Origin of the sequence: Synechococcus sp. MU1617 (assembly GCF_020514235.1) — a bacterium.
Classification (GTDB): domain Bacteria; phylum Cyanobacteriota; class Cyanobacteriia; order PCC-6307; family Cyanobiaceae; genus Parasynechococcus.
Window position 1 is genome coordinate 583,648 of record NZ_VTLB01000001.1, and the last position, 26,523, is coordinate 610,170.

General features: G+C 59.3%; 37 protein-coding genes and 1 tRNA gene. 19 read left to right on the forward strand and 19 right to left on the reverse strand.

Going from position 1 to position 26,523, the window contains the following annotated elements:
* The first annotated feature begins 5 nt into the window (after nt 1–5).
* A complete protein-coding gene (locus tag FZZ90_RS03290) occupies nt 6–926 on the forward strand; it encodes an NAD-dependent epimerase/dehydratase family protein (protein WP_226424318.1) in 921 nt (306 codons plus the stop codon).
* Here the strand turns inward: FZZ90_RS03290 and FZZ90_RS03295 are convergent.
* The gene (locus FZZ90_RS03295) at nt 895–1,431 is read right to left on the reverse strand and encodes a CDP-alcohol phosphatidyltransferase family protein (RefSeq protein ID WP_226424319.1); all 537 of its coding nucleotides are present in this window, start codon (nt 1,429–1,431) and stop codon (nt 895–897) included. The two genes, FZZ90_RS03290 and FZZ90_RS03295, sit on opposite strands and share 32 nt — an antisense overlap.
* A gap of 31 nt (nt 1,432–1,462) precedes the next feature.
* Here FZZ90_RS03295 and FZZ90_RS03300 point away from each other — a divergent pair, with 31 nt between their 5' ends.
* Nucleotides 1,463–1,936 carry a CBS domain-containing protein gene (locus tag FZZ90_RS03300; protein WP_226424320.1) on the forward strand — a complete coding sequence of 158 codons (474 nt, stop codon included), beginning with the start codon at nt 1,463–1,465 and terminating at the stop codon, nt 1,934–1,936.
* A 1-nt stretch (nt 1,937) separates the two neighbouring features.
* Here the strand turns inward: FZZ90_RS03300 and FZZ90_RS03305 are convergent, their stop codons facing one another.
* On the reverse strand, nt 1,938–3,101 hold the full coding sequence (locus tag FZZ90_RS03305; protein ID WP_226424321.1) for a hypothetical protein: 1,164 nt from the start codon (nt 3,099–3,101) through the stop codon (nt 1,938–1,940).
* Between the two features lie 85 nt (nt 3,102–3,186).
* Here FZZ90_RS03305 and FZZ90_RS03310 point away from each other — a divergent pair, with 85 nt between their 5' ends.
* From FZZ90_RS03310 to FZZ90_RS03320, 3 genes are all read left to right on the forward strand, one after another.
* Entirely contained in the window at nt 3,187–3,645 is a 459-nt protein-coding gene (locus FZZ90_RS03310; protein WP_226424322.1) for a L,D-transpeptidase, read from the forward strand.
* A gap of 25 nt (nt 3,646–3,670) precedes the next feature.
* Complete coding sequence (locus tag FZZ90_RS03315; RefSeq protein WP_226424323.1) at nt 3,671–3,940, forward strand: hypothetical protein; 270 nt, start codon at nt 3,671–3,673, stop codon at nt 3,938–3,940.
* A gap of 772 nt (nt 3,941–4,712) precedes the next feature.
* A complete protein-coding gene (locus FZZ90_RS03320) occupies nt 4,713–5,003 on the forward strand; it encodes a 2Fe-2S iron-sulfur cluster-binding protein (protein ID WP_226424455.1) in 291 nt (96 codons plus the stop codon).
* A 171-nt stretch (nt 5,004–5,174) separates the two neighbouring features.
* On the opposite strand, the gene FZZ90_RS03325 is transcribed toward FZZ90_RS03320, so the two are convergent.
* The 4 genes from FZZ90_RS03325 to grrP form a co-directional block, all read right to left on the reverse strand.
* The gene (locus FZZ90_RS03325; protein WP_226424456.1) at nt 5,175–5,402 is read right to left on the reverse strand and encodes a hypothetical protein; all 228 of its coding nucleotides are present in this window, start codon (nt 5,400–5,402) and stop codon (nt 5,175–5,177) included.
* Between the two features lie 460 nt (nt 5,403–5,862).
* Entirely contained in the window at nt 5,863–6,387 is a 525-nt protein-coding gene (gene dcd / locus FZZ90_RS03330) for a dCTP deaminase (protein ID WP_226424324.1), read from the reverse strand.
* A gap of 469 nt (nt 6,388–6,856) precedes the next feature.
* Complete coding sequence (gene grrA / locus FZZ90_RS03335) at nt 6,857–7,192, reverse strand: GrrA/OscA1 family cyclophane-containing rSAM-modified RiPP (RefSeq protein ID WP_226424325.1); 336 nt, start codon at nt 7,190–7,192, stop codon at nt 6,857–6,859.
* 39 nt (nt 7,193–7,231) lie between these two features.
* A complete protein-coding gene (gene grrP, locus FZZ90_RS03340) occupies nt 7,232–8,116 on the reverse strand; it encodes an extracellular substrate binding-like orphan protein GrrP (RefSeq protein WP_226424326.1) in 885 nt (294 codons plus the stop codon).
* A gap of 273 nt (nt 8,117–8,389) precedes the next feature.
* On the opposite strand from grrP, the gene FZZ90_RS03345 reads away from it, so the two are divergent.
* Both FZZ90_RS03345 and FZZ90_RS03350 read left to right on the forward strand, forming a co-directional pair.
* Nucleotides 8,390–8,833 (forward strand): hypothetical protein, encoded by a 444-nt coding sequence (locus FZZ90_RS03345; protein ID WP_226424327.1) that lies wholly within the window; start codon nt 8,390–8,392, stop codon nt 8,831–8,833.
* The gene (locus tag FZZ90_RS03350; protein ID WP_226424328.1) at nt 8,833–9,231 is read left to right on the forward strand and encodes a hypothetical protein; all 399 of its coding nucleotides are present in this window, start codon (nt 8,833–8,835) and stop codon (nt 9,229–9,231) included. Before FZZ90_RS03345 ends, FZZ90_RS03350 begins: the two co-directional genes overlap by 1 nt.
* Nucleotides 9,232–9,468: 237 nt before the next feature.
* On the opposite strand, the gene FZZ90_RS03355 is transcribed toward FZZ90_RS03350, so the two are convergent.
* The 5 genes from FZZ90_RS03355 to pdeM form a co-directional block, all read right to left on the reverse strand.
* Complete coding sequence (locus tag FZZ90_RS03355) at nt 9,469–9,789, reverse strand: hypothetical protein (protein ID WP_370631015.1); 321 nt, start codon at nt 9,787–9,789, stop codon at nt 9,469–9,471.
* The gene (locus tag FZZ90_RS03360) at nt 9,768–9,965 is read right to left on the reverse strand and encodes a hypothetical protein (RefSeq protein WP_226424329.1); all 198 of its coding nucleotides are present in this window, start codon (nt 9,963–9,965) and stop codon (nt 9,768–9,770) included. Before FZZ90_RS03360 ends, FZZ90_RS03355 begins: the two co-directional genes overlap by 22 nt.
* A 28-nt stretch (nt 9,966–9,993) precedes the next feature.
* The gene (locus FZZ90_RS03365; RefSeq protein WP_226424330.1) at nt 9,994–10,563 is read right to left on the reverse strand and encodes a 4'-phosphopantetheinyl transferase superfamily protein; all 570 of its coding nucleotides are present in this window, start codon (nt 10,561–10,563) and stop codon (nt 9,994–9,996) included.
* Between the two features lie 3 nt (nt 10,564–10,566).
* A complete protein-coding gene (locus FZZ90_RS03370; protein WP_370631023.1) occupies nt 10,567–11,916 on the reverse strand; it encodes a hypothetical protein in 1,350 nt (449 codons plus the stop codon).
* A gap of 77 nt (nt 11,917–11,993) precedes the next feature.
* Nucleotides 11,994–12,668 carry a ligase-associated DNA damage response endonuclease PdeM gene (pdeM, locus tag FZZ90_RS03375; RefSeq protein WP_226424332.1) on the reverse strand — a complete coding sequence of 225 codons (675 nt, stop codon included), beginning with the start codon at nt 12,666–12,668 and terminating at the stop codon, nt 11,994–11,996.
* An 89-nt stretch (nt 12,669–12,757) separates the two neighbouring features.
* Here pdeM and FZZ90_RS03380 point away from each other — a divergent pair, with 89 nt between their 5' ends.
* Complete coding sequence (locus tag FZZ90_RS03380; protein WP_226424333.1) at nt 12,758–12,937, forward strand: hypothetical protein; 180 nt, start codon at nt 12,758–12,760, stop codon at nt 12,935–12,937.
* Between the two features lie 87 nt (nt 12,938–13,024).
* On the forward strand, nt 13,025–14,098 hold the full coding sequence (locus tag FZZ90_RS03385; RefSeq protein WP_226424334.1) for a transporter substrate-binding domain-containing protein: 1,074 nt from the start codon (nt 13,025–13,027) through the stop codon (nt 14,096–14,098).
* Nucleotides 14,099–14,106: 8 nt separating this feature from the next.
* Here the strand turns inward: FZZ90_RS03385 and FZZ90_RS03390 are convergent, their stop codons facing one another.
* On the reverse strand, nt 14,107–14,343 hold the full coding sequence (locus FZZ90_RS03390) for a CopG family transcriptional regulator (protein WP_115009451.1): 237 nt from the start codon (nt 14,341–14,343) through the stop codon (nt 14,107–14,109).
* Nucleotides 14,344–14,427: 84 nt separating this feature from the next.
* Between FZZ90_RS03390 and FZZ90_RS03395 the strand changes: the two genes are divergently transcribed.
* The gene (locus tag FZZ90_RS03395) at nt 14,428–15,030 is read left to right on the forward strand and encodes a PCC domain-containing protein (RefSeq protein ID WP_226424335.1); all 603 of its coding nucleotides are present in this window, start codon (nt 14,428–14,430) and stop codon (nt 15,028–15,030) included.
* The gene (locus tag FZZ90_RS03400; RefSeq protein ID WP_226424336.1) at nt 15,008–15,244 is read left to right on the forward strand and encodes a DUF6737 family protein; all 237 of its coding nucleotides are present in this window, start codon (nt 15,008–15,010) and stop codon (nt 15,242–15,244) included. Before FZZ90_RS03395 ends, FZZ90_RS03400 begins: the two co-directional genes overlap by 23 nt.
* Here the strand turns inward: FZZ90_RS03400 and FZZ90_RS03405 are convergent.
* The gene (locus tag FZZ90_RS03405; protein WP_226399143.1) at nt 15,235–15,435 is read right to left on the reverse strand and encodes a hypothetical protein; all 201 of its coding nucleotides are present in this window, start codon (nt 15,433–15,435) and stop codon (nt 15,235–15,237) included. The two genes, FZZ90_RS03400 and FZZ90_RS03405, sit on opposite strands and share 10 nt — an antisense overlap.
* A 43-nt stretch (nt 15,436–15,478) precedes the next feature.
* A complete protein-coding gene (locus tag FZZ90_RS03410) occupies nt 15,479–17,014 on the reverse strand; it encodes an NAD(P)/FAD-dependent oxidoreductase (RefSeq protein WP_226424337.1) in 1,536 nt (511 codons plus the stop codon).
* A gap of 44 nt (nt 17,015–17,058) precedes the next feature.
* Here FZZ90_RS03410 and FZZ90_RS03415 point away from each other — a divergent pair, with 44 nt between their 5' ends.
* A complete protein-coding gene (locus tag FZZ90_RS03415) occupies nt 17,059–17,598 on the forward strand; it encodes a rhomboid family intramembrane serine protease (protein ID WP_226424338.1) in 540 nt (179 codons plus the stop codon).
* 16 nt (nt 17,599–17,614) lie between these two features.
* On the opposite strand, the gene FZZ90_RS03420 is transcribed toward FZZ90_RS03415, so the two are convergent.
* Nucleotides 17,615–18,346 (reverse strand): AhpC/TSA family protein, encoded by a 732-nt coding sequence (locus tag FZZ90_RS03420; RefSeq protein WP_226424339.1) that lies wholly within the window; start codon nt 18,344–18,346, stop codon nt 17,615–17,617.
* Nucleotides 18,347–18,430: 84 nt separating this feature from the next.
* Between FZZ90_RS03420 and FZZ90_RS03425 the strand changes: the two genes are divergently transcribed.
* The 5 genes from FZZ90_RS03425 to FZZ90_RS03445 all read left to right on the forward strand — a co-directional run bounded on the left by FZZ90_RS03425 (nt 18,431) and on the right by FZZ90_RS03445 (nt 20,413).
* Nucleotides 18,431–18,829 carry a hypothetical protein gene (locus FZZ90_RS03425; RefSeq protein WP_226424340.1) on the forward strand — a complete coding sequence of 133 codons (399 nt, stop codon included), beginning with the start codon at nt 18,431–18,433 and terminating at the stop codon, nt 18,827–18,829.
* A 254-nt stretch (nt 18,830–19,083) separates the two neighbouring features.
* Nucleotides 19,084–19,251 (forward strand): DUF4278 domain-containing protein, encoded by a 168-nt coding sequence (locus FZZ90_RS12870; protein ID WP_226424341.1) that lies wholly within the window; start codon nt 19,084–19,086, stop codon nt 19,249–19,251.
* A 355-nt stretch (nt 19,252–19,606) separates the two neighbouring features.
* Nucleotides 19,607–19,855, forward strand: coding sequence for a hypothetical protein (locus FZZ90_RS03435; RefSeq protein ID WP_226424342.1), 249 nt, complete (start codon nt 19,607–19,609; stop codon nt 19,853–19,855).
* Nucleotides 19,856–19,863: 8 nt separating this feature from the next.
* Nucleotides 19,864–20,133, forward strand: coding sequence for a hypothetical protein (locus tag FZZ90_RS03440; protein ID WP_226424343.1), 270 nt, complete (start codon nt 19,864–19,866; stop codon nt 20,131–20,133).
* 64 nt (nt 20,134–20,197) lie between these two features.
* The gene (locus FZZ90_RS03445) at nt 20,198–20,413 is read left to right on the forward strand and encodes a TFIIB-type zinc ribbon-containing protein (RefSeq protein WP_226424344.1); all 216 of its coding nucleotides are present in this window, start codon (nt 20,198–20,200) and stop codon (nt 20,411–20,413) included.
* Here FZZ90_RS03445 and pepN read toward each other — a convergent pair.
* The 3 genes from pepN to FZZ90_RS03460 form a co-directional block, all read right to left on the reverse strand.
* Nucleotides 20,403–23,006 carry an aminopeptidase N gene (gene pepN, locus FZZ90_RS03450; protein WP_226424345.1) on the reverse strand — a complete coding sequence of 868 codons (2,604 nt, stop codon included), beginning with the start codon at nt 23,004–23,006 and terminating at the stop codon, nt 20,403–20,405. The genes FZZ90_RS03445 and pepN overlap by 11 nt on opposite strands.
* A gap of 180 nt (nt 23,007–23,186) precedes the next feature.
* Entirely contained in the window at nt 23,187–23,486 is a 300-nt protein-coding gene (locus tag FZZ90_RS03455) for a cAMP phosphodiesterase (RefSeq protein WP_226424346.1), read from the reverse strand.
* Nucleotides 23,487–23,703: 217 nt separating this feature from the next.
* Nucleotides 23,704–24,291 (reverse strand): hypothetical protein, encoded by a 588-nt coding sequence (locus FZZ90_RS03460; protein WP_226424347.1) that lies wholly within the window; start codon nt 24,289–24,291, stop codon nt 23,704–23,706.
* 108 nt (nt 24,292–24,399) lie between these two features.
* On the opposite strand from FZZ90_RS03460, the gene FZZ90_RS03465 reads away from it, so the two are divergent.
* Both FZZ90_RS03465 and FZZ90_RS03470 read left to right on the forward strand, forming a co-directional pair.
* Nucleotides 24,400–25,551, forward strand: coding sequence for a histidine kinase (locus tag FZZ90_RS03465; RefSeq protein WP_226424348.1), 1,152 nt, complete (start codon nt 24,400–24,402; stop codon nt 25,549–25,551).
* A gap of 47 nt (nt 25,552–25,598) precedes the next feature.
* Nucleotides 25,599–25,671 (forward strand) — tRNA-Glu (locus FZZ90_RS03470).
* Nucleotides 25,672–25,844: 173 nt separating this feature from the next.
* Here FZZ90_RS03470 and FZZ90_RS03475 read toward each other — a convergent pair.
* Nucleotides 25,845–26,366, reverse strand: a complete 522-nt coding sequence (locus FZZ90_RS03475; RefSeq protein ID WP_226424349.1) for an SRPBCC family protein — start codon at nt 26,364–26,366, stop codon at nt 25,845–25,847.
* Nucleotides 26,367–26,523 lie beyond the last annotated feature (157 nt).

The window sequence follows — 26,523 nt, forward strand, 5'->3', positions numbered from 1 at the left end:
AGTGCATGAAGATCCTGGTGATGGGGGGAACCCGCTTCGTGGGCCGGCCCCTGGTGGCCCGCCTGCAGGCCCAGGGCCATGCACTCACCCTGTTCACCCGCGGCAAGAACCCCGTTCCCGCCGGCGTGGAACACCTCTGTGGCGATCGCAGCAGCGATGAAGGCCTGAGCGCGCTGCAGGGGCGCAACTTCGATGTAATCGTCGATAGTTCCGGACGCAAGCAGGCGGACAGCAGCCGCGTGGTGGCCATCACCGGGGCCCCCAGCCATCGCTTTGTCTACGTGAGTTCAGCCGGGGTGTATGCCGATTCGGAGCAGTGGCCCCTGGATGAATCCAGCCCCACCGATCCGCAGAGCCGTCACGCTGGCAAGGCCGAGACCGAGGCCTGGCTCCGCAAGGAAGGTATCCCCTTCACCAGCTTCCGGCCGACCTACATCTACGGGCCGGGCAACTACAACCCGGTGGAACGCTGGTTTTTCGATCGCATCGTTCACAACCGCCCGATTCCCCTCCCCGGTGACGGCAGCACGATCACCCAATTGGGCCATGTAGAGGATCTGGCGGAGGCAATGGCCCGTTGCATCGAGGTGGATGCAGCGGCCAACCGCATCTACAACTGCTCCGGCAAACAGGGCATCAGCTTCCGGGGCCTGATCCGCGCTGCTGCAGTGGCTTGCGGCCGCGATCCCGATGGCCTCGATCTGCGCAGCTTCAACCCCAGCGATCTGGACCCCAAGGCCCGCAAAGCCTTCCCACTGCGGCTTAATCACTTTCTTACCGACATCACCCGGGTGGAACGCGAACTGGCCTGGCAACCAAGCTTCGACCTGGCCAAGGGCCTGGCCGACAGCTACAGCAACGACTACGCCAAGAGTCCAACTGCAGCGCCAGACTTCAGTTCTGACGAGGCGCTGATCGGGGCGTGAGGTAACCCAGGGCTGAGCTCAGAGCCAGGGCGAGGGAAGGCCAGAACAGCCACCAGCCCAGGCTCTGAAGCCCGGGAGCACCGATCCAGCCGGAAGGCCAGAGCATCAGCAACAGGCTGAGGAACTGAAGGATCGTCTTGGCTTTGCCCGACAACGAGGCAGGCCCCCCATCGCTGGCCTGGGACCGCCAGCCAGAGATCAGCAATTCACGGGCCAACAACAACCAGACCGCCCAGAGCGGCAGCACGGCGGACGACGCCAGCCAGAGCAACGGTGCCGCGATCAGCACCTTGTCAGTGAGGGGATCCAAACGGGCGCCCCAGCTGCTGCCACCCCCGGCGCGGCGGGCCAGCCAGCCATCGGCCGCATCACTGAGTCCGGCCAGTAACAGCAACCACCAGGCCCAGCCCTGCCAGCCGAACTGCAGGGCAAGGATCAGCGGCAAACCGACAACAGCTCGCGCCACGGTGAGTCCGTTGGCAATCGAACGCAAAGACAGAAACAACGCTCAGAATGTGGGGACCTGAACCTTGATCATGGTCCTGCAGCTGACGGTGGCTGATGTGATGACCAAGCCTGTTCTGACGGTCAGACCCGACACCCCGTTGCAGCAAGCCGTGCAGATCATCAGCGATCACCACGTGAGTGGTTTACCGGTGGTGGATGCAGAAGGGCGTCTGATCGGCGAGCTGACGGAGCAGGATCTGATGGTGCGGGAAAGCGGCGTTGATGCCGGCCCGTACGTGATGCTGCTGGACAGCGTGATCTACTTGCGCAATCCCTTGAATTGGGACAAGCAGGTGCACCAGGTGCTCGGCACAAACGTGAGCGATCTGATGCGCAAAGACTCCCACAGTTGTAGGACCGACCTACCGCTGCCCAAAGCAGCATCCCAGCTGCATGAGCGGGGCACGCAACGCCTGTTCGTTCTCGACGGGAACCAATGTCCCGTCGGCGTGATTACGCGGGGCGACGTGGTGCGCGCCCTCGCCTCCCATCAAAAGAGCTGATTCATCGGGCCGGCCGAATCCCGATCGCAATCGGTTGAATCGAGCGGAAACTGACGAAGTCACCCAGCTTGAGCTGGGCTAGCGGATCGCCGTTCAGCCCAGGGCGGACGTCGAGGTTGTGAACCCCTCCGAAGGGACCGCGGAGGCTCAGTTCATGGTCTTCCTCCGAGATCTTCACCACCTCCGCGGTTCCGGTCCCCATCGCCACCCTGGCGCCCTTGCGCACCTCACCGAAATCCTCCGAAAGGATCACGTCTTCTCGGTTAAAGCTGAGGCTGCTGGCGGAGCCTTTGCTTAGGTCCACCACAAGGCCATCCAAGACGTCGACGATCACCTCATCGCCGTTGCGCACCCCGGCTGTTTTGAGCCCCCCGCCCATGGTGATCAACAGGGTGTGGCCGTAAGGGCTCTTCAGCTCCATCACCTGCTGATCCGGCTCGTACTGCAGCAGCGTTCCTTGCACCTGCGAGAGCTCGAACGCCTCCAGGAGCTCGGCCTTCAGGCTGGTGCGGCGATCAGCACGGCTACTCAGCAGGGGTTGCGACGTTGACGCACCGGCTGTGGCAGCTGCGGTGGCAATCCGGTCGATACCGACCGCCACGGGCTGAATCAAGCGGAAATCCACCAGATCCCCGGCCTGCAGCGCAGGGAAAAGATCATCGCCACTAGGCATGACGACATCCAGGTTATGGATGCCGCCGAGGGGGCCCATCAAGCTGAGGCTGCGGTCGCTTGCTGACACCTTCACAACCCGCGCTGTTCCGGACGCCAGAGCCATCCGCATGCCCTTCTTCAAGGGACCCATGTCCATCGGCATGATGATGTCTTCGCGATCGAAGCTCAGCGTTGTTGCCGTGCTGCGCTCCAGATCCACCACCAATCCATCCAACAAAGAAACGTCGACGCGATCGCCCTTGCGGAGACGTAGGGGAGCCATGTCGATGCCGACGGTGATGATTTCCAGGTGACCCTCCGGATCAATCACCTCGATCACCTTCTGCGTCGGCAGCACGGCATTAACTTCACCGCGCAGGTGGGTGACTTCAAAGCCCGCCAGCTGCTCAGGCGTGAATCCAGCCCTGGAAGGCATATGGAAGGCCAGGGTCGAGACAACGGCAGCCGCACCAGCGGCCAAGACACGGCTGATTCCAGAGCAGCGGGTCATGGTTCAGGTACGGACAAAGCAATGGGTTGACGCTAGCCCCTTTCGAATAGGTCAAAATGCCTGCGGTCGCCTGTTGCGCAAGCCGATGCAGCTTCGTTCACTCCTACTGACGGCAGCGTTGGGCCTTGGCGCCTTGGCCACGGTTCCGGCGCAGGCCGAAACCTCCATCCAGATCAGCCTTAAGGACAGATATCTCACCCTGCTTGACGACGGCCAGGTGATCGGCAAGTACCCCGTGGCGATCGGTGCACCGGAATCGCCGACGCCAGCAGGCAGCTATGCGGTCACCAAAATGGATCCGCAGCCGGTGTACCACAAGAAAGGCAAGGTCATTGCTCCCGGCCCGAACAACCCCGTGGGCGTGCGCTATGTCGCCTATGTGCAGATCGGAACAGGCGAGTACGCCATCCACGGAACAGCCTGGCCCAACTGGGTGAAGTTGCGGGCCGCCGTCAGCCTTGGCTGCATCCGCATGCTGAACAGCGACGTGATTCAGGTGTACAACCGCATCAAGGTCGGCACGCCGGTGGTTGTCACCAACTGATCCTTCATTCTCCCTTTCCAGTCCGATGCTGCGCTTTGTTCTGATCGCTTGTGTGGTGGCAGCTGTGCCCCTTCACAGCCATGCGTACCCCACAGCAGAAATCGAGGAAAACGACTTCCTCGATCTTGTGGATGGAGACGGAAACGTGCTGATCCAGGCCCGAGGGGTTGATGCGGTCAATGCTGAAGCCCGGTCCCAGGGCTTGGCATTTCCTGCCCTGGGCTACTGGTCGCCGGAGGGGCACTGCTTTGTTAAACCTGCTCCGGGGGACTGCAACGGCGTGTTCAAGCGTTAGGGGCGTTCGATTGTTGGGGATGGCGGGCCAGGCTGCACGCGGTTATCCACACGCAACGGCGAAAACAAAACGAGGTTGCCCGCCACCAAACCTGCGGTGACAACAACAGCCGCGAGAACCTCTAAGCCTTCCGATGTTTTGGCCTGCATATCTCGATCATGCGCCGTTGGGTTGCCAATGGCGAGGCCTTGTCTGGCTTTCAACGTGTCCGAACGAAAGGAGTCAATTGATACGTCAAACTTCTAACAAGCAGAGTTACGACGGAGCAGTTGATGCACCCAGACCTGTGTCGCTCATCTCACGTTTTCACAACGACATGGGTGATGCTGCTCGGTGCAAGGTCCAGACCAGGCATCACACCAAAAAAGCAGAACACCTGAGCCAATTCATCCGAGAAAGAGTAATCACGTTGCTGCTGATGGGCAAAGCAAAGGAAGCGAATTCCCTCCTGGAGGAGTTTGATCAGCCACACCTATGGGATGAACCACTCGACTGACAGACCATGGGAACTCCACTCACGCAATGGCTTCAGCTGGTGGGCTGGGTGCTGCTCGCCACAACCCTGATTTGCTTAAGTGCAACGGGGGTTCTCTGAGTTGCGTGATTAAAACAATGCCCGTCCACAGCAATCGATCTGACATACAACATCAGAGATCAATGACATCGAAATCAATCCGGTATGACTTGCTACATCGATCCCGAAGTCTTCCTTGATTCCTTCAGTGACGGCATCCAATCAGATTATTGATTGATGCATGCGTTGATTGAACCAATGGCTTCGTATCAAATCACAGTCACCACATCAGAAGGTACATCCAGCTTTGCGTGTGCCGACGATCAGTACATCCTGGATGCGGCAGAGGAAGCTGGTACTGACCTGCCCTATTCATGCCGAGCTGGCGCCTGCTCCACCTGCGCGGGCAAACTTTTGAGTGGCTCTCTTGATCAATCGGATCAAAGCTTCTTAGACGATGAGCAGATTTCCAAAGGCTTTGCCCTGCTTTGCGTGGCTTACCCAACAAGTGATTGTCAGATCACTGGTGAAGCCGAAGAAGACCTCTGATGCCACCGACCTGATGGTCAAGGCTTGGCCCTAGCGGTCGTGGATTGTCCCAAGAAAAAGTCCCGGCGCTTAATGCCGGGACCCCCGCCTCTCAATGACATGAATCCCACATAGCAAAGTGCGTAAGCACTTATACGTACGGTTTATACGACTTCTTACGGCGAAGAACGATCAAACCCTGTTTCTGTTCTTTTTGACCAGCTCCAGTCCATTCACTTCAGCAATCACCTGATTCGCCCAGGCTGAATTCACCACGCGATAGGTGCCCAATGTCGCCATTGACTTGGTGCGAGCGTTCACGAAAGCTTTGAACTCCGTCTTGAAGCAGATTTCTCTCCTCCATTGAGCGTCATCGTCTTGGCGTTCGATGCAATACATACCGAGAAGCTCGTTCAGCACATACAAGCCAGGCAATGCTCAAACACATTGAAATTGCAGAACTGCTTCGGGATCGCCTCTTCAATTCCTCACAGTGGCTTTTGCAGCGGCAGCAGGAGATGAATAAGCGCTCCCACTGATCCACCTGCAAGGAGCGGCGAAGCAAGGCTCGTCCTACGGATCAGACGCCAAAGAAAGCAAGGACTGCTTCTAAGGCTCCGAGACCCAACAGGAAAACAGCCGTGAGCAAGGCAAAGTCTTTTTTTGAGTTAGCCACAGATGCAACGGTTGCTCCGACGAATGCCAACAGGACAAACCTAAAGAGAATCGGAAGAGGCAACATTGCGGAGGATGTACGTCTCCGATGAGTTTTGTAAACCCGCTGCGGTGCAGGGAGTTAACGCCTCGATACCAATGTTGGGTTCCTTAATTCCTCTCAAAGGAGGTAATCAGACTGACGAAAGGCATCACCCTCCCCCCCTCAAAAACTGCTCTGGCTCTGCCCAGCGAAGCGGCCCACGTAGTGCTCTTCACCATCCATCCGCTGAAAGATGAACTGACAGATCAGCGTGCCCGGCACCACCGCCAGTGGAGCCGGGCCGAAATTGCTCATTTCCAGCACCTGCTGACTGTCGATCCCCGGCCCCATAAATGGTGCACTGATGTGCACCATCAACCCCAGGCGAGCAAAGCGACTGCGGCCCTCAAGCCAACCGCAAAGGCCTGGTCCGAGCTTGACCCGCTCGCGGGTGATCCCCAGCACGGTCTCCCCCGGCATGATCAAGATGTGTCCGCCCTCTGGGATCTCCAGCTTGTCGGTGCATTCGCGGTAGTCGGTGTGATCGCGAACCTCGATCACTTCATGCACCTTGCGGAACACCCGAAACGTGGAGCCGAGGGTGAGGTCCACAGATGCAGGCCCGACATGGTCGGCACTGAAAGGCGTGATCGCGATCAGACCCTCATCAACTGCTTGAAGAATGGCCTGACGTCCAAGCACCGCCATGGGTCGATCCCTTGATGGGCCCTGAGTATGGACGCCTCAGACGCCTGGGTGCTCAAACAGAACCGTCGATCGCTCTGACTCGCTCAGCTCAGCAGGGTCTTGCTTCTGAGGCTGCTCAAGCGGTGGAGCGTCAGGGAGCCTGAATGCTTTTTCGAGGTCTGTCTTGATGGCACCAAAGGGGTAGGTCATAAAAAAGAGGGCTGCCCACAGCCCCCCCCAGGAACGACTTGACGACGCATCCCTGCGCCTCCGTTACATTAATCAACAAAGTTTTGTAACGAGAGCCATGGCCTTCACCACCCAGGACCTGCTTATCGCGTTTGGCAGCTTCGGCATGGCCCTTTTCGCCTTGAACCTCTACAAGCTGACCAAGCCGGCCAACGGCTGATCAGGCATAAAAAACCCCGCCATTGCTGACGGGGTGATGTCTTGAGCATTCGACGGAAGGCTGTAAAGCTTGCTCTCTGTTTCACCAGTTCGCGAAGCCACCTCGATAGCGGGCATTGGCAAATCCACCGCCACCATTGCCCCAGCCACCACCACGGGCGTTACCGAAGCCACCACCACCGCCACCGCCGTTGGCCCAGCCACGTCCGCGGCCGTTCCCCCATGCAGCGATATCCAACGATTGATTGGTCGTTTTGTTGAGAAAGGGAGACCAACTGTTGTTGCTGCGTGCAGCGGCAATGCGTTGCTCAATTCTGTTGTCGGCTTTCTGAACGGAATAGGTGCCGGTTTCAGTGGCGCCAACACTGCTCCAAGTGCTGAGCAGGATCAGTGTTCCAAGAAGGGTTGTTGGGTTCATTGAATTGATTCGGTCAATGTTGATGGTTTTGCAGGAAAATCAGTCGGGCTGGGTGTTAATCCCTGTCACGGTCGACAGCACAGCGTTGTAGTAAGCGGCAATCGCCTCCCCAGAAAGGCCCACAGAACTCTCGGGACCGATCCAGCGGTTGATCCGAGTGGTGCTTTCTTCATCTCCATCGATGTAGTTCTGGAGCAACTGGGCAATGGCAACATTGGCCTTGGCCAGCAACGCATGGTTCTCAGGATTGACGACGCAGGCGACGGCGGAGCGACCGTACGGACGCTCCGGTACGGCCTTGCTGCCAGGGACCGCATCGAGATTGGCCTTGGCCCAGAGGGCGCCATTGGCAATGGCATCCACTGTTCCTTGCTGAAGGGCATCCAAAGCAGCCGCAGGAGAGTCGAACGGCTTGGGCTCGGCTTCAGGTAACTGCTTCGCCACAACGCTTGCTGGGACAGAATCCCTAATCACTCCAATGGTCCTGCCCTTCAGTTCTGCAGGCGTTCCATCGATATCAGCTGTGGTGAGGAGTCGAACACCGCCAACAGCAAAAGGCAGGGAGTAGCTCAATTCCTTGGCTCGGTCCCAACTGAAGCCCACGCCACAGGCGATGTTCGCGGAACCATCCTTGAGGGCTTCACCAGCCGCTTTGACGCTGGCCACCTCAATGATGTCAGGGCTTGAATCTCCACCGAGTTCAGCCTGAATCACACTCAGGACCTCATGTGACAGACCTTCCCACTGCTGTCCATTTTTGGCGCTGTAGGGGAGCGCATCGGTCACAGCCACGGCCTTCACGCTGGAGATTTGCTCTATGGGAGAAGCAGGTGCTTCAGCATCAGACGCAGAGTTCTTGTCTGGCATTGAACAGGCCGTCAGAGCCGTCAGCGCCAGGAACAGGGCAGAGGAGCGAAGAGGCATCAGGTGCAGCATTCAGCTGAACAACCGAATTGGTAGCCAAGCTCGAATCGCCCAGCCCTACAAATGCTTGATCTGTACCAGACGCATGCCTGAAGACAGATCTACTCCCAACTAGTTAAAAAGTAGAAAATCTGCCATTGCATACGGGGTGGGCGCTCTGAGTTGCTTCAGAAGCGTTTAATCAACTGTGTGCCTACCTGGTCGCGAGTTTTTGTCGATGGCGGACCTCCAGGAAGAAACTTCTGCTTAGGCTTGTCCTGCAGGAACCAGCCAATGGACAAGAGCAAAGAGCCGGTTGGTCATCTCAGCTCGATCATCGGGATCGGCCTCTTGCTCGTTGGCCTCGTTGTGTTTGGAGTTGTCGAACAGAAGGCCTGGAGCCATCAAACGGAACTCACCAAAAATTTTGAAGCATGCATGGAGAGCGCTCCATTCAAAAAGTCTCTACTTGTGCCGAGACCAGAGGCTGTGCTGACAGCAGAGGAACTGCAAAACCACTTTGACGCTTTTGATCAGATGCTCAAAGAGACCGGACTACCGCCAATTTGGGATGGCAAAGCATTGATTCCTTGGAAGGATTACCACAAAAACTCGATTGAATTTGCAAGGGATTGCCATCTTCAGCTGGGCATCGATCAGCCTCAACAACAACTGAAGGGGACCTACTCCAAACCCGTTTGGGATCCCAACTCTCAAATCTGGCAGCAGGCTGATTGATGAGCTCGCCGCGCTTCAAGGGCCTCTACCTGCAAGCAACTGGTGATCCGTTCTGCTTTTCATTTGTGACGTACACACCACAAACCAGAGACCAAATGCTGGCGTGTGGGGACCTAGATGCAAGCGAAGAATATTTTAATCCAGTGATTTTTGATTTTCTTTTGTTCACATCAGAGGCTGCCCTTGGAGCACCATCTGGCGGCAATTTCCCCATTGGATACGACGACGTCTCGATCATCACATCACGGAAGAGAGGCTCTGGACTTCAGCACGAATATCTGATCAGGCTCTCAAGCCCCGACTGGAATGCTTCAAAGCAGAATGCAATTGATGAGCTCCAAGACGTATTAACGAGTGAGCGATGGAATGGCTCTCAGCTCACGGATTCGCGCGATTAAAACAGGGTCAAACCGCGAACGGACAAGCGAGTCCTTTAGCTTGCCGGCTTAAGCAGTCACTTCCATGATCCCAGAACCCCACGAGCCCTTTGACTCCAACCGAAAGGAAGACTCGATCTTCCTGTTGGGCTCAATGTTCATTGTGATCTTCCTTTTCCTTCTTTAAACGAGAAGATACTGATCACGAGCATCAAACAAAAAAGCACCTGCTCAACCCGAACAGTTGCCAGGCAAATTTCAACGGCTCGGCAAGCTCACCTGATACATCGTGTCATCAGCAGGCTTCCACTGCACGAGATGAAGTCGGTCGATGTTGTTGTTGTCCAAACAATCCCAAATTGTGGTGCCTGAAAGTGTTGCCATCGACCACACATCTCCCTGGCTCTTCATCTGCTTGCGATTGCGATCTTTCCATTCCTTCCAATTGATTTTTGGATAGGAGCCCACCTGCTCACTCAGAATCACCACCGTGAATTCCACCGAACGCAAATCAAAACCGGCGGCAACTCTAAGTTGTTGAATTGCAATTCCTTGGTTCAGCCCGCCGGTTTGCGCCAAATCCGCCAGACGAGCCAGCCCGTTACCCCGAGCCAGAGGAACGCCACGGCCGAGAGGATCGGGACGACGATCAGATAGCTCCACACCCCCAGGGCCACCCAGGCCAGCAAAGACGTGATCAACGCCTTCTGAAAGTTGTTGGCCTCGGCCAGACGTTGCTGAAGACGAGATCTCACGCTTTTGCTCGATGCTCCACCCCCTCCTCTAGCCACGGATGCCCTCAGCGACCGCCACGCTGAAGCCATCCTGGGTCCACAGGCTGAGGGCGTAACGCGAGCCATGCAGCCATGCCGCGGCCCCATCTGGCGCAATGGTCACGTTGGCAAGTCCGCCACCCAGCCCCAGTCCCGCTGCCTTCAACACAGCCTCCTTCGCCGTCCAGGCCTGAATCAACGTCCAGTGCTGCAGGCAGGTTGTCGCATCAGCGGCCGAGGCAAACATGCGCCGCTTCAACAGTTCAGAAGCCACACGCATCGGCCGGTCCAGCGCTTCCACATCAATGCCAATCGGATCAGGTCCCACCACACCAAGGCTGAGGGATCCGGTGTTGGAAATGCTGTGGTGCAGCGCAGAGTCGCGCAGCTGCGGCTTGCCATAAATCGTGCGGCCGATGTCATCCGCAGCAACCACCTGGCCTGCATCGGCGAACAGCCGGCAGGTGAGGCTGTCGCTCAAGGCCCGCTGCTCAGCGCGCGTTGGGGGTTGGGGGAGATGCGCCACCAACACCCGACGTTGGGTGCTGGGGATCGACCACCAGGACCAAACGGCTTCCAAAGTTCAATCCTGAACAGCAGGCACGGGCGCCTGCGGTAGGGGCGGCAGAGCCGGCGGCTGCATCACCGGTGGGGCTGGCTCATCGAGGAGAACCTCAGCGGGATTGAGCATCGGCTCATCAAGAACGATCGGCGGCGGCAGATCGGGGGGCAACGGCACATAGGGCTGCGGCTCGGTCCAGCTGTCATCCGGATCAGGCTCAGCCGGCTCCAGCTCCCGGATCACAGCCGGCTGCTCGCGCAACACCAAAGGATCAGCCGTGATCGGGGGTTCCCGCAGGGGGGCACGATCCAGATCGACGCTGCGGTCATCGGCATCCGCAGGCGAGCCCGGCTTGGTGAGGTTGGAGGGCCCCCAGATCATCCGGGCCAGAGGTTCAACGCCCTGTTCCATCACTCGGTTCAAGCCCGCCAGGGCGCGATCGGCGAGGTGATTTCCGAAGGACGACACACAGTCGAAGGGGCCATCACAGCCCTCATCCATCACCAGCCTGGGCGCCAGACCCGCGATCAAATTGCCCCGAAGCGGAATCTGGCGGGGGCTCAACCGCAGCATGTATGGGACATGCACAAAGCTGGTGGCACCGCCGCTGATCCAGTTGGCGTCTTCTTCGGTGAATCCCTTGACCCCCGGGATGATGAAGCGGCTCTTTGAGGCATGGTCGGGCATATAAGCCGCCAGGTAGCCCCGGCGCCGGGCCAGCTCCTTGCTCTGCTCCAGGGTCAGGCCATCACGGCTCATCAGCACTTCCATGTGGCCGTCCTGACGCAGACCCATCACCATGCGAATCCTCGGCAGGTAGTAGCGGATCCGCTGGCCCATGCTGATGCTGTAGGCGCCCTTGTAGCTCTCAGGCGGCTCCTCGATGTCGTTGTAAAGGCTGTGCAGGCCTCCGATGAAGGTGTCGTAGGTGCGGCTGCGGTCATCGGTCAGCTCCCCGTAGCTGAAATCAATGCTGCCGTCGTGGCGGATGCCGACGTAGGCCCGTTGGCGTGACGCCGTGCGGTTACGCCCACGCCAGACCTGGTTGCCGAATTTGAGATCGCCCAGAGGAACCGTAATTTCGCGGCCGTCGTCGTCCACATGGCGCTCATACATCGGGCCGGACACGTAGGCCAGAGCAGCGCTGTCCTGGTAGGCGTCCTGTTCGCGATCCCAACCCTCCAGCAGGCCGAAGCGCACCCGCCTTGGGTCGAGATCCAGTGCGTAGACCTCATCGTCGGGGATGTAGCTGAACGGCTTGGCATCCCGGCCGCGCTGCAGGGCAGAACCGACAGTTTGATCCTCCAGATCGGAGCGCTCAGGAGCCACAGGCGCCAAGGCGATCAAACCGCCGAACACTACGAACGGCATGGCAAGCAACAGCCAGCGCTTGCGCAGACGAATCCTGCGCTTGGGTCGAGGTCTGGGTCGCGGCGCAGCAGGCTGGGTCACGCGATCCTTCGCTCTCGGTTTTGGGAGATTGGATCGAACCAAGGAACGATGGAGCCTTCGGCCACAAGCCATTGCTGGTAACGCTCGCCGCAGTCATGGCCTCCCGTCAACTGCCCGAAGGAAGGAATCACCAAACGCGGCCCATCCGGATCAAAGGCGAAGCAGGGCAAACGCAACTGATCGGAACGGCTGCGAATCCGGGTGGTGGGATGCAGGTGACCGCACACGTTCAACAACCCCGGCTCGGGCACCCGTTCGGGCATGTGGCTCAACCAGAGATTGTCCAAGCGCTGAGAAGGCTGCTGGGGCAAGCCTTCAATCCAGCTGTCCTGGTCATGGTTGCCACCGATCAGCACCACCGGGCAACCACAGAGATCGGGCAACGCCAGCAGGGTCTCGCGCAGCGGAACGGTGATGCCGATCCGGGCATGCACGAGATCACCCAGCACAAACAAGCGCTGAGGTGACCAGGCATGGCAGAGCTCCAGCAATGGATTGAGGGTTCCCTGATCCCCGTCGCTGGGCATGGGGATGCCATGGGCCTGGAACACCTCGGCCTTGCCGAGATGCAGGTCTGCGACAAACAGCTCGCGCCCCTCAGCCCGCCACAGGGCACGCTGGGGCAGGAACGTGAGCGGGCTGTCGCCCCAGGACCACTCCAATGCGGTCATGAAGGGAGCAGATCGCAGATATGTAGCGCTGGCTGCATTGGATGACTGACGTCGTGCCGCAAGCTTCGAGGGCCTCCAGAAGACTCATTGTGGCGCGGAGCAAGGGGCCCCACCAGCTCGCGAGTTCAACCCTGAGCACGCTCGAGCAACGGTTGAGCTTGCTGGAAGAGGAAGGCCGTTTCGAATGTGCTTATGCCCTGAGGATGGAAGTGGCCGACTGGCTGCTCGGGTCCAGGGATGCCAACCTGAGCGCACCATCTCTTTCCTGACGTTTCCATGACCATTGCCCTGCTGATCGCGCTGGCGGGTTCCCTGGCGGCAATGGCTGTGATCGTGCGTCGGCTGGAACAGCGCTGATGGGAAGGGTCCGGCGCTGGTCCGTCGTCCTCGCGCTCGCTTGCTTCAGCAGCGCAACCCCCCTGCAGGCCAATCAACTGAAGGTGGGGGTCAGTGGATCGGCCCCGTTCGTAATCAAAAACGGCGAGCAGATCAGCGGCATCAGCCTCGAGATCTGGCGACGCGTCGCCGAAGACAACAACCTCAGCTACAACCTGATTCCCCAGCCATCACCCAAAGCCGGGATCGAGGCGGTGAATGACGGCAAGATCGACGTGCTGGTGGGCCCGATCAGCATCACCTCCCGCCGACTTGCCATTGCAGGGATTGACTTCACCCAGCCCTACTTCCTGAGCAAGGAGGGCATTCTTCTTCCCCTAAAGGCCCCCTCCATTTTCAGTCGCGTTCAGGTGTTCTTCGGCTGGGCCGTGATCTCCTCAGTTCTGGTTCTGATCAGCGTGTTGTTGGTGGTCGGCAGCCTGATCTGGATGGCTGAGCGGCGCACGAACAGTGAACAGTTCCCCCGCGACTGGCTGCCCGGCATCAGCAGCGGCATGTGGTTTGCCCTGGTGACGTTGACGACCGTTGGCTACGGCGACAAGGCGCCGATCACACGAACCGGCCGGGGCATCACCGGCGCCTGGATGGTGATCTCGCTGATCGCGGTGTCGTCCCTCACCGCCAGCCTGGCTTCAGCCTTCACGCTGTTTCTCTCGGGGACCACCGAAGCAGCCATTGACAGTCCTCAACAGCTCAGCGGCCGCCGGGTCGCCGTCGTCGAAGGAACCGATGGCATGGAGCTCGCGGAAAACCGCGAGATGCGCGTCGTGCCAGCACCCAGCCTCGACAGCGCCGTTCAGTTGGTGCTGGATCGCAAGGCCGACGCCTTGATCTTCGATCGGCATTCGCTTCGTTACCACCTCAAACAGAACCCCGAGCTTGATGTGCGGATCGCACCGTTCACCCTCTCGGATGAGACCTACGGATTCGTGTTGCCCCCCAACAGCTATCTGCGCACGCGTATGGGGGTGTCGATCCTGAAGCTCCAACAGAGTGGCCAGGCGGAAGCCATCGCCGACAAGTTTCTGGATTGAACGGAGCCTCAGCCCAGGGGGCGATGACGACGCAGGGCCTCTTCCAAGAGATAGGCGGCGAGATTGCCGCAACTGCGCCCTTCAGCGAGAGCATGGCGCTTGAGATCGTCCATCACCCCGCGGGGCAGGGTGACGTTGATGCGCTCCGAGCCGGCCGCATCCGCCACCGCAGCCGTGCTGGGAGCCGCAGCCTGGCCCTCGATCCGCTGCTGCAACTCCTGAACCAGGTCTTGAAGGAGGGACACGATTTCGTGAAAATATACTCACAACACATAAACAATATCGTGCAAGACAAGATTGCGTAATCTTGAGCACTCTTTTGAGGCGCCATGCAACCCCTGCCGCTGAAGCTTGCTCCCGGTAGTGATCTGCGCCTCAGCCTCGAAGCACTGGCCCAGAGGGACGGCATCAGCGGCTTCGTTCTCGGCGTGGTTGGCAACCTGACCAAGGCGTCGTTCCAGTGCCCCGGCCAGGCGGAGCCCACCGTGCTGGAAGGCGACCTTGAGGTGATCACCCTCAATGGAACCTTTTCCCCTGAGGGCGTGCACCTGCACCTGAGCCTCTCGGATGGAGCCTGCCAGGTCTGGGGAGGCCACCTGGAGCCCGGCACGATCGTGCAGAAAGGCGTCGACCTCCTGATTGGGGTCCTCGAGCAACGCAAAGGCCGCCCCGCACGCCAAACAGCAGCGCCGCGGATCGAGATCGCCGTGCTGCCGGGATGCCCCTGGTGCAGCCGTGCCCTGCGCATCCTGAGAACCCTGGATCTGCTCCACACCGTCACCACCATCAACGACGACGCAGCCTTCCAAGCCGTGCAGCAGCGCAGTGGAATGACCACCTTCCCCCAGGTGTTCATCGACGGATCCGTGATTGGTGGCTACGACGATCTCGCCGCCATGCAAGCCGCAGGTGAACTCGACGCCCTCCGCTGAGCCTCCGGAACAGCCGCCCTTCTGGTCGCTGAAACCCTGGTGGTGCCAGCCCTGGTCCATCGTCTCCACAGGGGTGCTTGTGGTGGGTGGGTCCTGGGGCCTGCTGCATCAGCTCTGGATCAGCCTTCCCCTGGCCCTGGGCGTAATGGCCTGGTGGCTGCTGTTTCTGGTGCTCGTTCCCGCCGCCTACCGATCAGCCTCAGATCAGGCCTGACGTGAGGCTGATCGGGACCGCTGCTTCTCATCCAGCAATTCCCCTTCCAGCTGCTCGATCAAACGACTCACCAACGCCTGAAATTCCGGCTGGCAACCACGAAATGCCGCCTTGTGACGGATCGGCTCGTTGCGCATGCGCAGATCCGTGAGCATCAGCTGCAGCGAATCGATCCGGGCGTTGGAAGTCATGGACAGCGTCGGCGTTCCAAAGCGAGGTTATGACGCAGCTGCTTCAAAGCCCTAGCTCCCGCAGCAGACTGTTTTGCGTCTCCCGGCCGAGGACAGCATGGGCCGCCATCGCACCACTCGCCGCCACGGGGGGTATGCCGATACCGGGGAAGGTGCTGGCACCACAAAGCCAGAAATTGGCCAGAGGTGTCGTCACGCCCGGGAAGAGACCTTCAGCCGCTGAAAGGGCAGGGCCATAACTGCCCTGATGCACATTGAGAAAATAGCTATGGGTGAGCGGCGTTCCCTCCATGATCAGCTCGCAGCGGTCGCGGATGTCGGGAATACGGCGTTCAAGCACCCGCCAGAACACAGCGCATCGCTCCTGTTTTCTCTGCTGATACGCCGCACTGCCGCGCTCCAAGTCAGCCCAGAGCTCCCAGGGCTCGCTGGCCGGGGTGTAGGCATGCAGCACATGCCGACCGGCCGGCGCCATGGAGGGATCCAACACCGACGGAATTGACAACACCACGGCATTGCGCTCGGCGTCGATCCCACGCTCCCAGTCATCGACCCAGACGGTGTGGATCGGCAAATCCTCCAGCCCCGTGGCATCAAAGCCCAGATGGAGATGCAAGAAGCCGTTGCAGGCCGGCGTGGCCTGGCGCTGATGCTGCCACTTCGGCGCCACGGACTTCGGCAGCAGTTCCAGGGTGGACCAGATGTCGGCATTACAGATCACCTGCCGGGCCGCAATCTGCGTTCCATCGGCCAGGGTCACACCCACAACACGATTCCCCTCCACCCGCAGCTGTTGCACCGCCGTGCCCGTCTGCAGGCTGCCGCCGTGGGCCTCCAGGCCACGCACCAGGGCCTCAACCACTGCAGCACTACCGCCAACGGGGTAGTCGAGATGGGCTTCCGGTTCAAACCACTCGCCAAACAGCGTGGCCATGGCTGCAGCGTTGGTGTCTCCCATCGGCATGCCGCTAATCAGGAAGGAGAGGAGATCCACCCAGTGGCGTAGGAAGGGATCGCTGAGGTGACGATCCACCAGGGGCCCAAAGGAACCGGAGAGGTGACGCATCGCCGCAAGGTGCGGCAAAAGGCGTCCGCCGCGCTTCAGCAGTTGCGCCATGCCATCCACCCCAGGCCGCAGGGCCAGCAAGGGCAAAGCATCGGCAGCGGCGGCAATCGGCTGAAGCGCCTCCACAAAACGCCGCCATTCGGCGGCCACCTCAGGGCCGCGCAGGCTGCGCACCACAGCCTCAAAATCGTCGTGGCCAACGGCGATGCGCAGATCCCCTTCCGGCAACAGCACATCCCAGGTGCGATAGGGAATCACTTCGACGGTCTGCCCCAGCGCGCGCAGCACCTGGGCCAAGGGATTGCTGCTGGGCCAACGTCCCAGACCACTCCAAAGGGATGGACCGGATTCAAAGTGATAACCCTGGCGTTGAAAGCCATGGGCGGCTCCACCGGGTTGCTGGTGGGCTTCCAGTACCAGCACTTCACGGCCGGCGCGGGCACACAAACCAGCGGCACACAGCCCACCGATGCCGCTGCCGATCACCAGAACGTCGACATCGCTTCTGATCATCCGCCCAGCATTCGCGTCATCATTGTGATCATTGGCGCAAGACGATGCGCGCTCGACTGCTGCTGCCCCTGCTGATCCTGGCGTTGGCCTGGGGGCAGGAGCTGATCGACCAACTGATCTTTGCGGGGCAGTGGAACCTGCCAATGGGCCCGGATCAACCGTGGTGGGGGGTCATCACAGCGCCATTCAGCCATGCCGGCTTGGGGCATCTGATCTCCAACAGCCTGGCGTTTCTGCCCCTGAGCTGGCTGGTGCTCAGCCGGGGGATGCGCGATTACCTGAGCGTCTGGCTGTCGGTGCTGCTGATCAACATTCCCGTCGCCCTGTTCTGGCCGGCCCGCAGCCATGGACTCTCGGGCGTGGTTTACGGACTGCTGGGCTACCTGCTGCTGATCGGCTGGCTGGAACGTCGCATTTTGTCCATCGTCCTAGGCCTGGTGGCGTTCTGGCTCTACGGCTCAGCCCTGATCGCGTTGATCCCCGGCGTTTCACCCGCCGGCGTGAGCTGGATCGGCCACAGCGCAGGCTTCATCGGGGGATTGGTGGCAGCTCTTGCGGTGTATCGCGAGCCTTCCGCCGCTTGAAGACAGCCGATTGAGCTCAGCCCTCAGACAAAACCTCATCGAGAAACGCCAGGGGGCGTTCCATGGTGGCTGAGTAGCCGAGCAGGCTTAGATCGCGGTGGGAGTAGATCACGCTGTCATCCCCATCGAGCAGAACGGTGGCGCCGCGCTGGGTGATGTAGTCGTCACAGGGCACATAGGTGCGCCAGTTGCTGAGCACTTCGTTCATGTTGCGCAGACGCTTGGTGGCGAGCTCAAACGGCCGCTGGAACCCCTCGCCACCAGCCCGGCGGAACAGAGCACCTCGGAAGCGCGGCAGAGGAAACGCCTCAACCAACTCGTCGTCGTCGAAGATCTGGGCAGCCGAGCGATCCCCGGTGTAGCCGCGCAGCACCTCGCGCAGGGTGCCCGGCGAGCCCACGCCGGCGCACATCAGTAAAAAGCCAGGCCAGGGCCCACCGGGCAGTTTCAAGCCGGCCTCCAACCCCAGGGATTCATGCAACAGCGGTGATGGATCAGCGATCAGCTGCTGCAGGGGGAACCCGGTGAAGGCAGCAAACCGCTCGGCGCTGGCGGCATTGCCGATGCCGAACAGCTGAACCTTGACCCCAAGCGCCGCCAACTGGGGGAGCCGCGGCACCAACGCCTGGGCGTATTCGATCGAGTCGAAATCTCCCAGCTGGCCCAGCACAACAACAAGACGCTTCGAGCCGCCCTCCATGCCGGCAACCCCGGCCAGCCGTTGCAGTAGTGGGTCCAGTGGAATCATCTCGACAGGCTGACATTTCGCCGTCGAAAACGTGGATGGCGCTTGCGCGCCGCCTGAGAGACTCAAATCAAAAGAAGGAAGCAGGTGGGCAAGAAATCTGGCTTCACAAGTGCTGAGATCGAAGAGATCAAGCGGCTGTATCTGCAGGAAGGGCGATCAATCCTTCAGATCCCCAAAATCCTGGGCAAAGGCAGTGAAAACTCCGTGCGCAACGCCCTGCACAAGGCACGGGTCAAAGATGCCCCCGAAGAACGCACCAAGCTGGAGCGATTCAAGCCAGAGCAAGTTTTTGGCAATGTCACCCTTTTGAAACGACTCAAAAAAGCGAAAAAACTGAAGTTCCACGCCCGCTGCTCCTGCGGCTACGAATTCGACGTGGACCCTTTTCGGCTGACGCTGCCGGAACACCACAAAGACAGAATTACTGCATGCCAGCGTTGCAGCACAGCGCAAAACAAGGAACACCCCAAGCCTCAAGCCTGAGAGACTCAATCAAGACAAGTTGAACAGCACGAGCAAAACCAACAAATATTTCAACCGCTTCACAACAACCAACACAACATCCCACAACTGGCATCAACCCCCTTTCCCCTGTCAAGACGGGGCTGGAGAGCAGGACTTGTATCAAACCGACGCAGCCTTAACAATTGCTAAAGGACAAGGTATCAAGTGGAACCTTGCGGCTTTTTTACAACGACGTAGAACTCAAAAAGTTTTAATCCATCCCTATTTACTCAATGGAACTCACTTTCTTGGGCAACAAATATGCAAAGACAGAAACAGTATCTACGAGGCCAACAATCCAACTGAAATACATGGGAAAAAGCTATCGCGCTGAGCAAATCCAATCCGTTCGCAATTCTGTTGCTCTGACCTACCGCGGCGTCTCTTACTCCAAAGTCTAGGAAGGCGTTGGGCTGGGGCACTGAGAAGGCAGCCGACGTGACGGCATGACGCCACAGGATCGGCAAAAATGGCGCGATGAGACTTCTGATCACAGTCCTGATCGCGTCCAGTGCTTTGGCCTGGCCGGCAAAAAGTGCGGAACCTATCCCTCTCGTGGTGGTTCCCTTTGATGCCGCATGGGGATCGCGACGTCTTCCCGTTCAGCCCGCAGCGTTATTGCCGCCACCTCCAGTTCCCAGCCTGAATCAACGAACCGCAGTCAACGCTGAACCAAAACCGCAACGCCAACGCTGGTGCCGAGGCGGCTGCTGAACGCAGAAAGGCTGTCACCTGAACTCGTTCTGAGTAAACCGAATGGAGAAGCAATCCCATCGGGCGCTGACGATGCGACACGTGGCTCTATTGATGGCCAGCCTCCTTTTGGGATCCATGGCTCTTGCGGGCGGCAAGCGGGCCACAGCCCAAGGGCCGTCCAAGCAGTTCGCCACCGCTGAGGCGATGCGGGTGATCCCCAAAGGGGCAACGATTTCCGACACACACTGCAAAAGCATTGATGTGGGAGCCAGCAGCCGCTATCAGTGCACCATCACCTACAGCCCCTGAGCTGATCGATGAAAGGCTGGCGTGCTGCGTGTTGGAGCCTCGTCCTGTTGGGGATCCCGGCTGCGGGGCGCGCCGAATTTGATCAGTGCCGCCTAATCGATCAGGTGCTGAACCGCCTGGGCAACGCCATGGCGATCAATCGTTTGATCATTGCTGAAAGCGGTGACAGCACAGCCGTTGCTGCGGCCAGTGACGCTCTGGCTCAACAGAACGAGAGCTACCGGCGCACCAAACGCCAACGCTCCAAAGCCGGCTGCGACGGCTGGGAGCGGGACTGAATCAGTGAGTGCCTGCCTGACTCACCAAGGCCAGGCAAGCTGGTGAAACGCTGATCGAGAGACCTTGGCCGTCACCGTCTGCCAGAACTGCGGAAGCCGCCGGTTTCTTGCCGACCGATCCATGGCCGGTCGGCTGGTCTGTCAGAACTGCGGCCTGGCGGCCGGGAGCCGAGCCGGGCGTTCCGCACCGGGCAGCAGCCGTCGCAGCACCGGAACTAAAAAACGCTGGCTGGTGATCCTGCTGATCGCGGTAATCGTGCTGGTGGTGGTCACGTCGTGAGCAATTGCACCACCTCGGCCGTGTTCGCCGACAAGGGCTTGGCGGCCAACTGGTCAATGGCCTGACGCATGACGGTTTGGCGCTCGGGGCCGTAACTGCCGCAGCGGCTGAACACCTTGGCCATCCGTGACGCGGTGATCGGATTGCGGGAATCGACCGCTGCAATTTGCTCCGCCATGAACCGGTAACCACTGCCATCGGCGGCATGAAATGCCTGAACATTTGAGGTGAATCCACCGAGAACAGCGCGAAGGGAATTAGGCGCGAGGGGATCGAAGCGCGGGTGCTCCAAAAGCTGTTGAACCCGCTCCAAAGCGTTGGACCTGGGAGCTGATGCCTCCATCGCAAACCAGGCGTCCAGGATCACAGGCTTGTCCTGCCAACGGTCGTAGAACAGCGCCAACGCCTGCTCACGCTCAGCGCCTTCCAGCGGCAGCAAGGCCCGCAGGGCCCCACGCGCCAGGGTCATCGAGGGACCGGAAACCGCCGCCAACGCCTCCGCTTTAACCGTGGCATCGCCCGCCGCGGCAAGCCAGCGCCAGGCCAAGGCCGTCAGGGCACGGCCGCCCTGACCAGATGGCCAAGCCAAGGTCCAGTCAGCTCGGGCCAGCTCTAGGAGTCGGCGCAGGGACGACTGCAGTTGAACGCCCATCTCCTGAGACCACGCCCGAAAGGCTTGATCCAGCGCCAGCGGATCCACTGGGGATTGCAACGCCTCCAGTTCCGCCATTCCCGGCAGCGCCAGCAGCGCCGCCAGGTCCATGCCATCACCGCCGTCATAGGCGCAGATCCTCTGATCGAAGGCCTGAATCAGTGCCGCCTCCACGGCAGGCTGCGGCTGTTTTTCAGCCCGTGCCAACAACACCTGGCGTGCCAGGCGCTGGGCCGCATCCCAGCGACAGAAGGGGTCATCATCGGAAGCCAACAGCTGGAGGCACTCCTCCAGCGGCTGCTCCAGACGCACGTGGACCGGCGCCGAGAAGCGACGCAGCACCGAAAGGGCAGGGGGGGTGTCGCCAGGCTGGCCCTGCAAGGTGATGCTGGCGCGTTCAGCCTCCATCACCAACAGCTGCTCCTCACCAACACGGCCTTGCTCAGCCACCAGGGCCAGGGCAACCGGCAGCACCAGGGGCTGTTTGTCCGCTTGCCCCGGCGTCGGAGGCGTCGCCTGGTGCAAGTCGACCGTCAGCTGACCCGATTCGGGGTTCCACTGCCGATCAATGCTGAGTTCCGGAGTTCCTGCCTGGTGGTACCAGCGCTTGAAACGTTCCAGATCAAAGCCAAGGGGCTCGCCCTGGCTGGTGGCGCCATCAGCGATCGCCTGAACAAAGTCTTCCGTCGTGGCGGCCGTCCCATCGAAACGTTGCACATAAACCTCCATTCCCTTCATGAACCGATCGGGTCCAAGCAGGGTGCGCAGCATGCGGATCAATTCCGCACCTTTTTCATAGATGGTTGTTGTGTAGAAGTTATCGATCGCCTGGTATTCCGCTGGCTTCACCGGGTGCGCCGTGGGGCCTGCGTCCTCACGAAATTGGGTGTTGCGCAACATCGCAACATCTTCAATGCGCTTAACCGCTTCCGAATGCAGATCTGCGGTGAAGCATTGATCACGAAAAACCGTCAGGCCTTCTTTGAGCGACAGCTGGAACCAATCCCGGCATGTAATGCGATTTCCACTCCAGTTATGAAAGTATTCATGAGCGATAACACTTTCGATGCGTTCAAGCTCAGCATCGGTGGCTGTTTCCGCATCAGCTAGTACAAGCTTTGAGTTGAAAATATTCAGACTCTTGTTCTCCATCGCGCCCATGTTGAAGTGACGGACGGCAACGATGTTGTATTCATCAAGGTCATATTCAAGGTTGTAAACCGATTCATCCCACTGCATGGATCGCTTTAATGAAGCCATGGCGTGGGCCGTAAAGGGTTCATCCCCCTCCTCCACATGCAATCGCAGGGTGACCTGCCGGCCCGAAGCCGTTGTGTAGTGATCACGAATCTCTCTGAGGTCCCCGGCCACCAGGGCGAATAAATAGGAGGGCTTGGGGAAGGGATCATCCCAAGTGACCGCATGACGATCAGCGCCAACGGATTCCTCTTGAACCGCATTGCCATTGCTCAGCAGCACAGGGCAGCTGGTGCGACTGGCCTCAATCCGCACTTGCCATCGGCTCAGCACATCCGGACGATCGGGATGAAGGCTGATGCGCCGGAATCCCTCGGCCTCGCACTGGGTGCTCAGCAGACCACCACTGGCATACAAGCCTTCGAGCGAACTGTTGGAGTAGGGGTCCAAACGACAACAGGTCTCCAGCACAAACGGCTGGCCCGGCACGTTGGGAATGGAGAGGCGTCCGTCGGTGAAGCTGTAATCCTCGGGCTGCAAAGGCGTCTGATCGATCGCCAGGGATTCGATGGCCAGATCGATGCCGCACAGCACCAGGGGCTCTCCGGACCGGCGCGGCTTAAGGCTGAGCCTGGATGACACAACGACATGGTCGCTCTGGATGTTCACGTCCAGGGCGATGGCGGGGAGCTCAAACGCCCATGGCGTGTAGTCCGCCAGACGAATCGAAGTAGCAGCAGTCATGGCCTAACGACGCGAGCACGGAGTGATCCTGACGGACGAACCTCAAAACCGAGGCGTTTCAGGCGAGACAGTTCAGCCAAGAGGCCAGACGTCAAAGGGCAGAAGAAAACAGAAAATACGAACAAAAAAACGTCTGACCTGATCGGCCAGACGTTGCAAGTACTGAAGACTGAAAAAGAATTATTTTTTGGAGGGCTTCAATGAGGCAGCAGCTTTTTCAAAACGAGCCTTTTCTGCTGCGGGGACTGATTTAGGGCAGAACTTCAGCGCTCCTCCAACAATCATGAATCCTGCATTATTGAGAAATTGCTTCTCTGGCAAGGGCTCTTTGCTGCCGGGAAGCAAACCACCGTGCTTGCCATAAATCACATGCAACTGACCAGCAAGAGCCACGGCCAAAGACTTGCTGAAATCAATCTTTTGAGCCCTTGCCTCACAGAAGGTGGCAATCGACATCACGCCATAGGTGTTGACCTCCATGGCTGTGGCAGGAGTGGGCTTGTCATTGGAGGACTGTGCCAGAGCCGTTGCGGGTGACAGCAAGGGGGCTGCCAGCAAAAGAGCTGCGGCAGCAAATGAACGACGAATCACCTTGGTTCCCGGGCAGCGTCAATTTTTGGCAACTTACCGCCCATGCCAAAGCTGGCCGAGGCTTAGGCGCGGTTGTTGAACTGGGCCATCAACACAACGGCGCCGTTTAGTCGTCCTCGATTGGCGGCAGGGGATCGGACATTCGAATCTCGTGATGGTGCTCAACAATCGAGAGCTCACCGTTCTCCCAGCTGTAGATGGCGCGGTAGCGATAGCGGTCTTGATCGACAAGGCGAATGTGCTCAAGGATGTCCCACTGCTGATAGTGGGATTCGAGGATGGTTTCGTGCTCATCCACCTGACGCAGCCGGGTGCGCACCGGGTCTCCCGTGAGGTAACCGCGACTTCTCTGAAGTTGATGGCCCCACAACGTGGCTTCCATCACACCACTGCGTTCAAACCAGGGCTTACGGGCGAAGAATTCGTCGGAATGCTGGTCTTCCTGATCAGACCACCAACTGAAGCGGTACCGACTCTCGCCGGCCTCGGGATGGGCGAAGGCCTCCATCTTCAGGTTGATGTCCAAGTGGAGAACCTGATCGTCGCTGAAGGTGTATTGCCGCCGGGAACGCCACAATCCCAGATTGCGGTTGAACCAGCGGCGCAGGTTGCTATCAACCTGAATCGAAGGCTGATCAGCCACTCCCCCCGGAACGGTCAGAGGAACACGGTTTTGCGCGGAAAAAAGCGACATGGACCGCGTCGATGACGCAACGGAGTATTCCTGTTCGTCTTAGCGCTGCTGGCGGCCCAGTCAAAAACCCATAAGGTGAGCATCGGTTTTTGCTGTCTTGCAGTCCGCGTGGTTAAGGACTCTCCCAAGACACGTCAACCGTTGATCCTGCTGTTGGTGGCAGCACGTCATCAATTGTCGGGTCAGGACCTCCGTTCCCTGGTGCAATTCCTGGAACGGGAAGACCTGGGCTTCGAAGTCACCCTGCAGGTTGCCGATCCCTCACAGCAACCCGAACTGCTTGAACTGCATCGCCTCGTGGTGACGCCAGCGCTGATCAAACTGGCGCCGAACCCCAAACAGGTGTTCGCAGGAAGCAACATCCTTCAGCAACTCAAAGGGTGGGTGCCCCGCTGGAAACAGGATGGGGTGGTGAGCGGCCTTGGCCTCAGCCTCAGGCCGACCGAACTCGATGGCAGTCGCACCCAGAAGGAACTCCAGCTGGAAGATCAACTGCTGGTGCTGCGCCAGGAGAACGAAACGCTGATCGATCGCGTCAGTGCTCAGGAACGGCTGTTGCGCATGGTGGCTCATGAACTGCGCACACCACTCACGGCAGCGGCGTTGGCCCTGCAAAGCCAGAAGCTGGGCCAGATCGATATGGATCGCTTTCAGGATGTGATCACCCGCCGCCTTCAAGAGATGGAGGCGTTATCGAAGGATTTGCTCGAAGTGGGCACCACCCGGTGGGAAACCCTTTTCAATCCACAGCGGCTTGACCTGGCCAGCGTTTCAGCCGAAGTGATTCTCGAGCTTGAAAAATTATGGCTGGGCCGCAACGTTGAGATCAAAACCGATATTCCCGCTGACCTGCCCAAGGTCTTTGCCGATCAGCGGCGCATGCGCCAGGTGCTGCTGAATCTCCTGGAAAACGCCCTGAAATACACCAACGATGGCGGGCACATCTCGCTCACGATGCTGCACCGCACCAGCCAGCGTGTGGAGGTGAGCGTTTGTGACAGTGGCCCGGGTATTCCGGAAGCGGAACAGCAGCGAATTTTTCTAGATCGGGTACGGCTGCCGCAAACCTCCGACCAAACCACCGGCTACGGCGTGGGGCTTGCGGTCTGTCGCCGCATCGTCGAAGTGCACGGCGGCAAGATCTGGGTGGTTTCGGACCCTGGCGAGGGTGCCTGCTTCACCTTCACGGTGCCGATCTGGCAAGGACAAGGCGTGGAATGGGGTCAAGCTGTCTTGACGGAGGGTCCGACCAAGCCCTAGTGTTCACAAGTGATCAGGAGCACAGAACGCTCGCTGATTACGGCCTCGCCCCCATCGTCTAGAGGCCTAGGACACCTCCCTTTCACGGAGGCGACAGGGGTTCGAATCCCCTTGGGGGTATGACGTCATCGCCAAGTTTGTTTTGGCGATGAGCCGAGTATCAGTTCAGAGTTTTTGTGGTGCGATTCGGGCACCAATTCCTTGAGTTCGCAAGAGGAATGGAGCGCCCTCGCTCCTCGATCAGGTCCAATTGAACTTGGGCCAAGAACCGAACCCCAACCGAAATCTCTATCTCAGTTGTTTCTGCGGTGTGCTTCCTGCACCACGGCCTTGAGGTTGCTGGAGAGATCGTCCCGCAGCCGCTCTTCGATCAGACCGATCGGCATGCCGAGGCAGCCTTGCACCGTCAGCTCATAAAGCAGTGAGCTGCCGTCAGGACGTTGACGGATCTGCCACGTGCCATCAAAGCGTCGGAAATCCCCTTTCACCATGCGGAATTGGAGTAGTCCGTCCTGTCGGTATTCCGTCAGCTCCAACTGAACCTGGGCCGAAAAGCGAAGCCCCAGAAGCTGCTGACTACCCACCTGTTGGAGCCGCACCGTCTGACCCTGGCGTTGGATCAGCTCGCTGCTACTGAGGTTGGGGATGAAGCGGGACAGGTTCTCGTAATCCGTCAGCACATCCCAGAGCAGCTGAACGGGCAAAGGAGATTTGAGTTCAGCTGCCAAACGCCGCGTCCCCTGAGGTAGCCGCTCCATGGTCTGCTCAATCGCAGTCCCTGAATCTGCGGAGGTTTGCAGCCCGCGTCCAAACATTGTCTGGGGGAAAACCAAAAGAGACGCCGAGATGAGGGGCCGAACTTGAGGATCTTAAGGAGGTTGCCTGGATCACATCAGATTCTGTTCCGAACAGCAACCTTTTTGTGTGAAATCAAAGGCCACGCCTATAGTCGCGCCACAAAAGTCAGGTGAT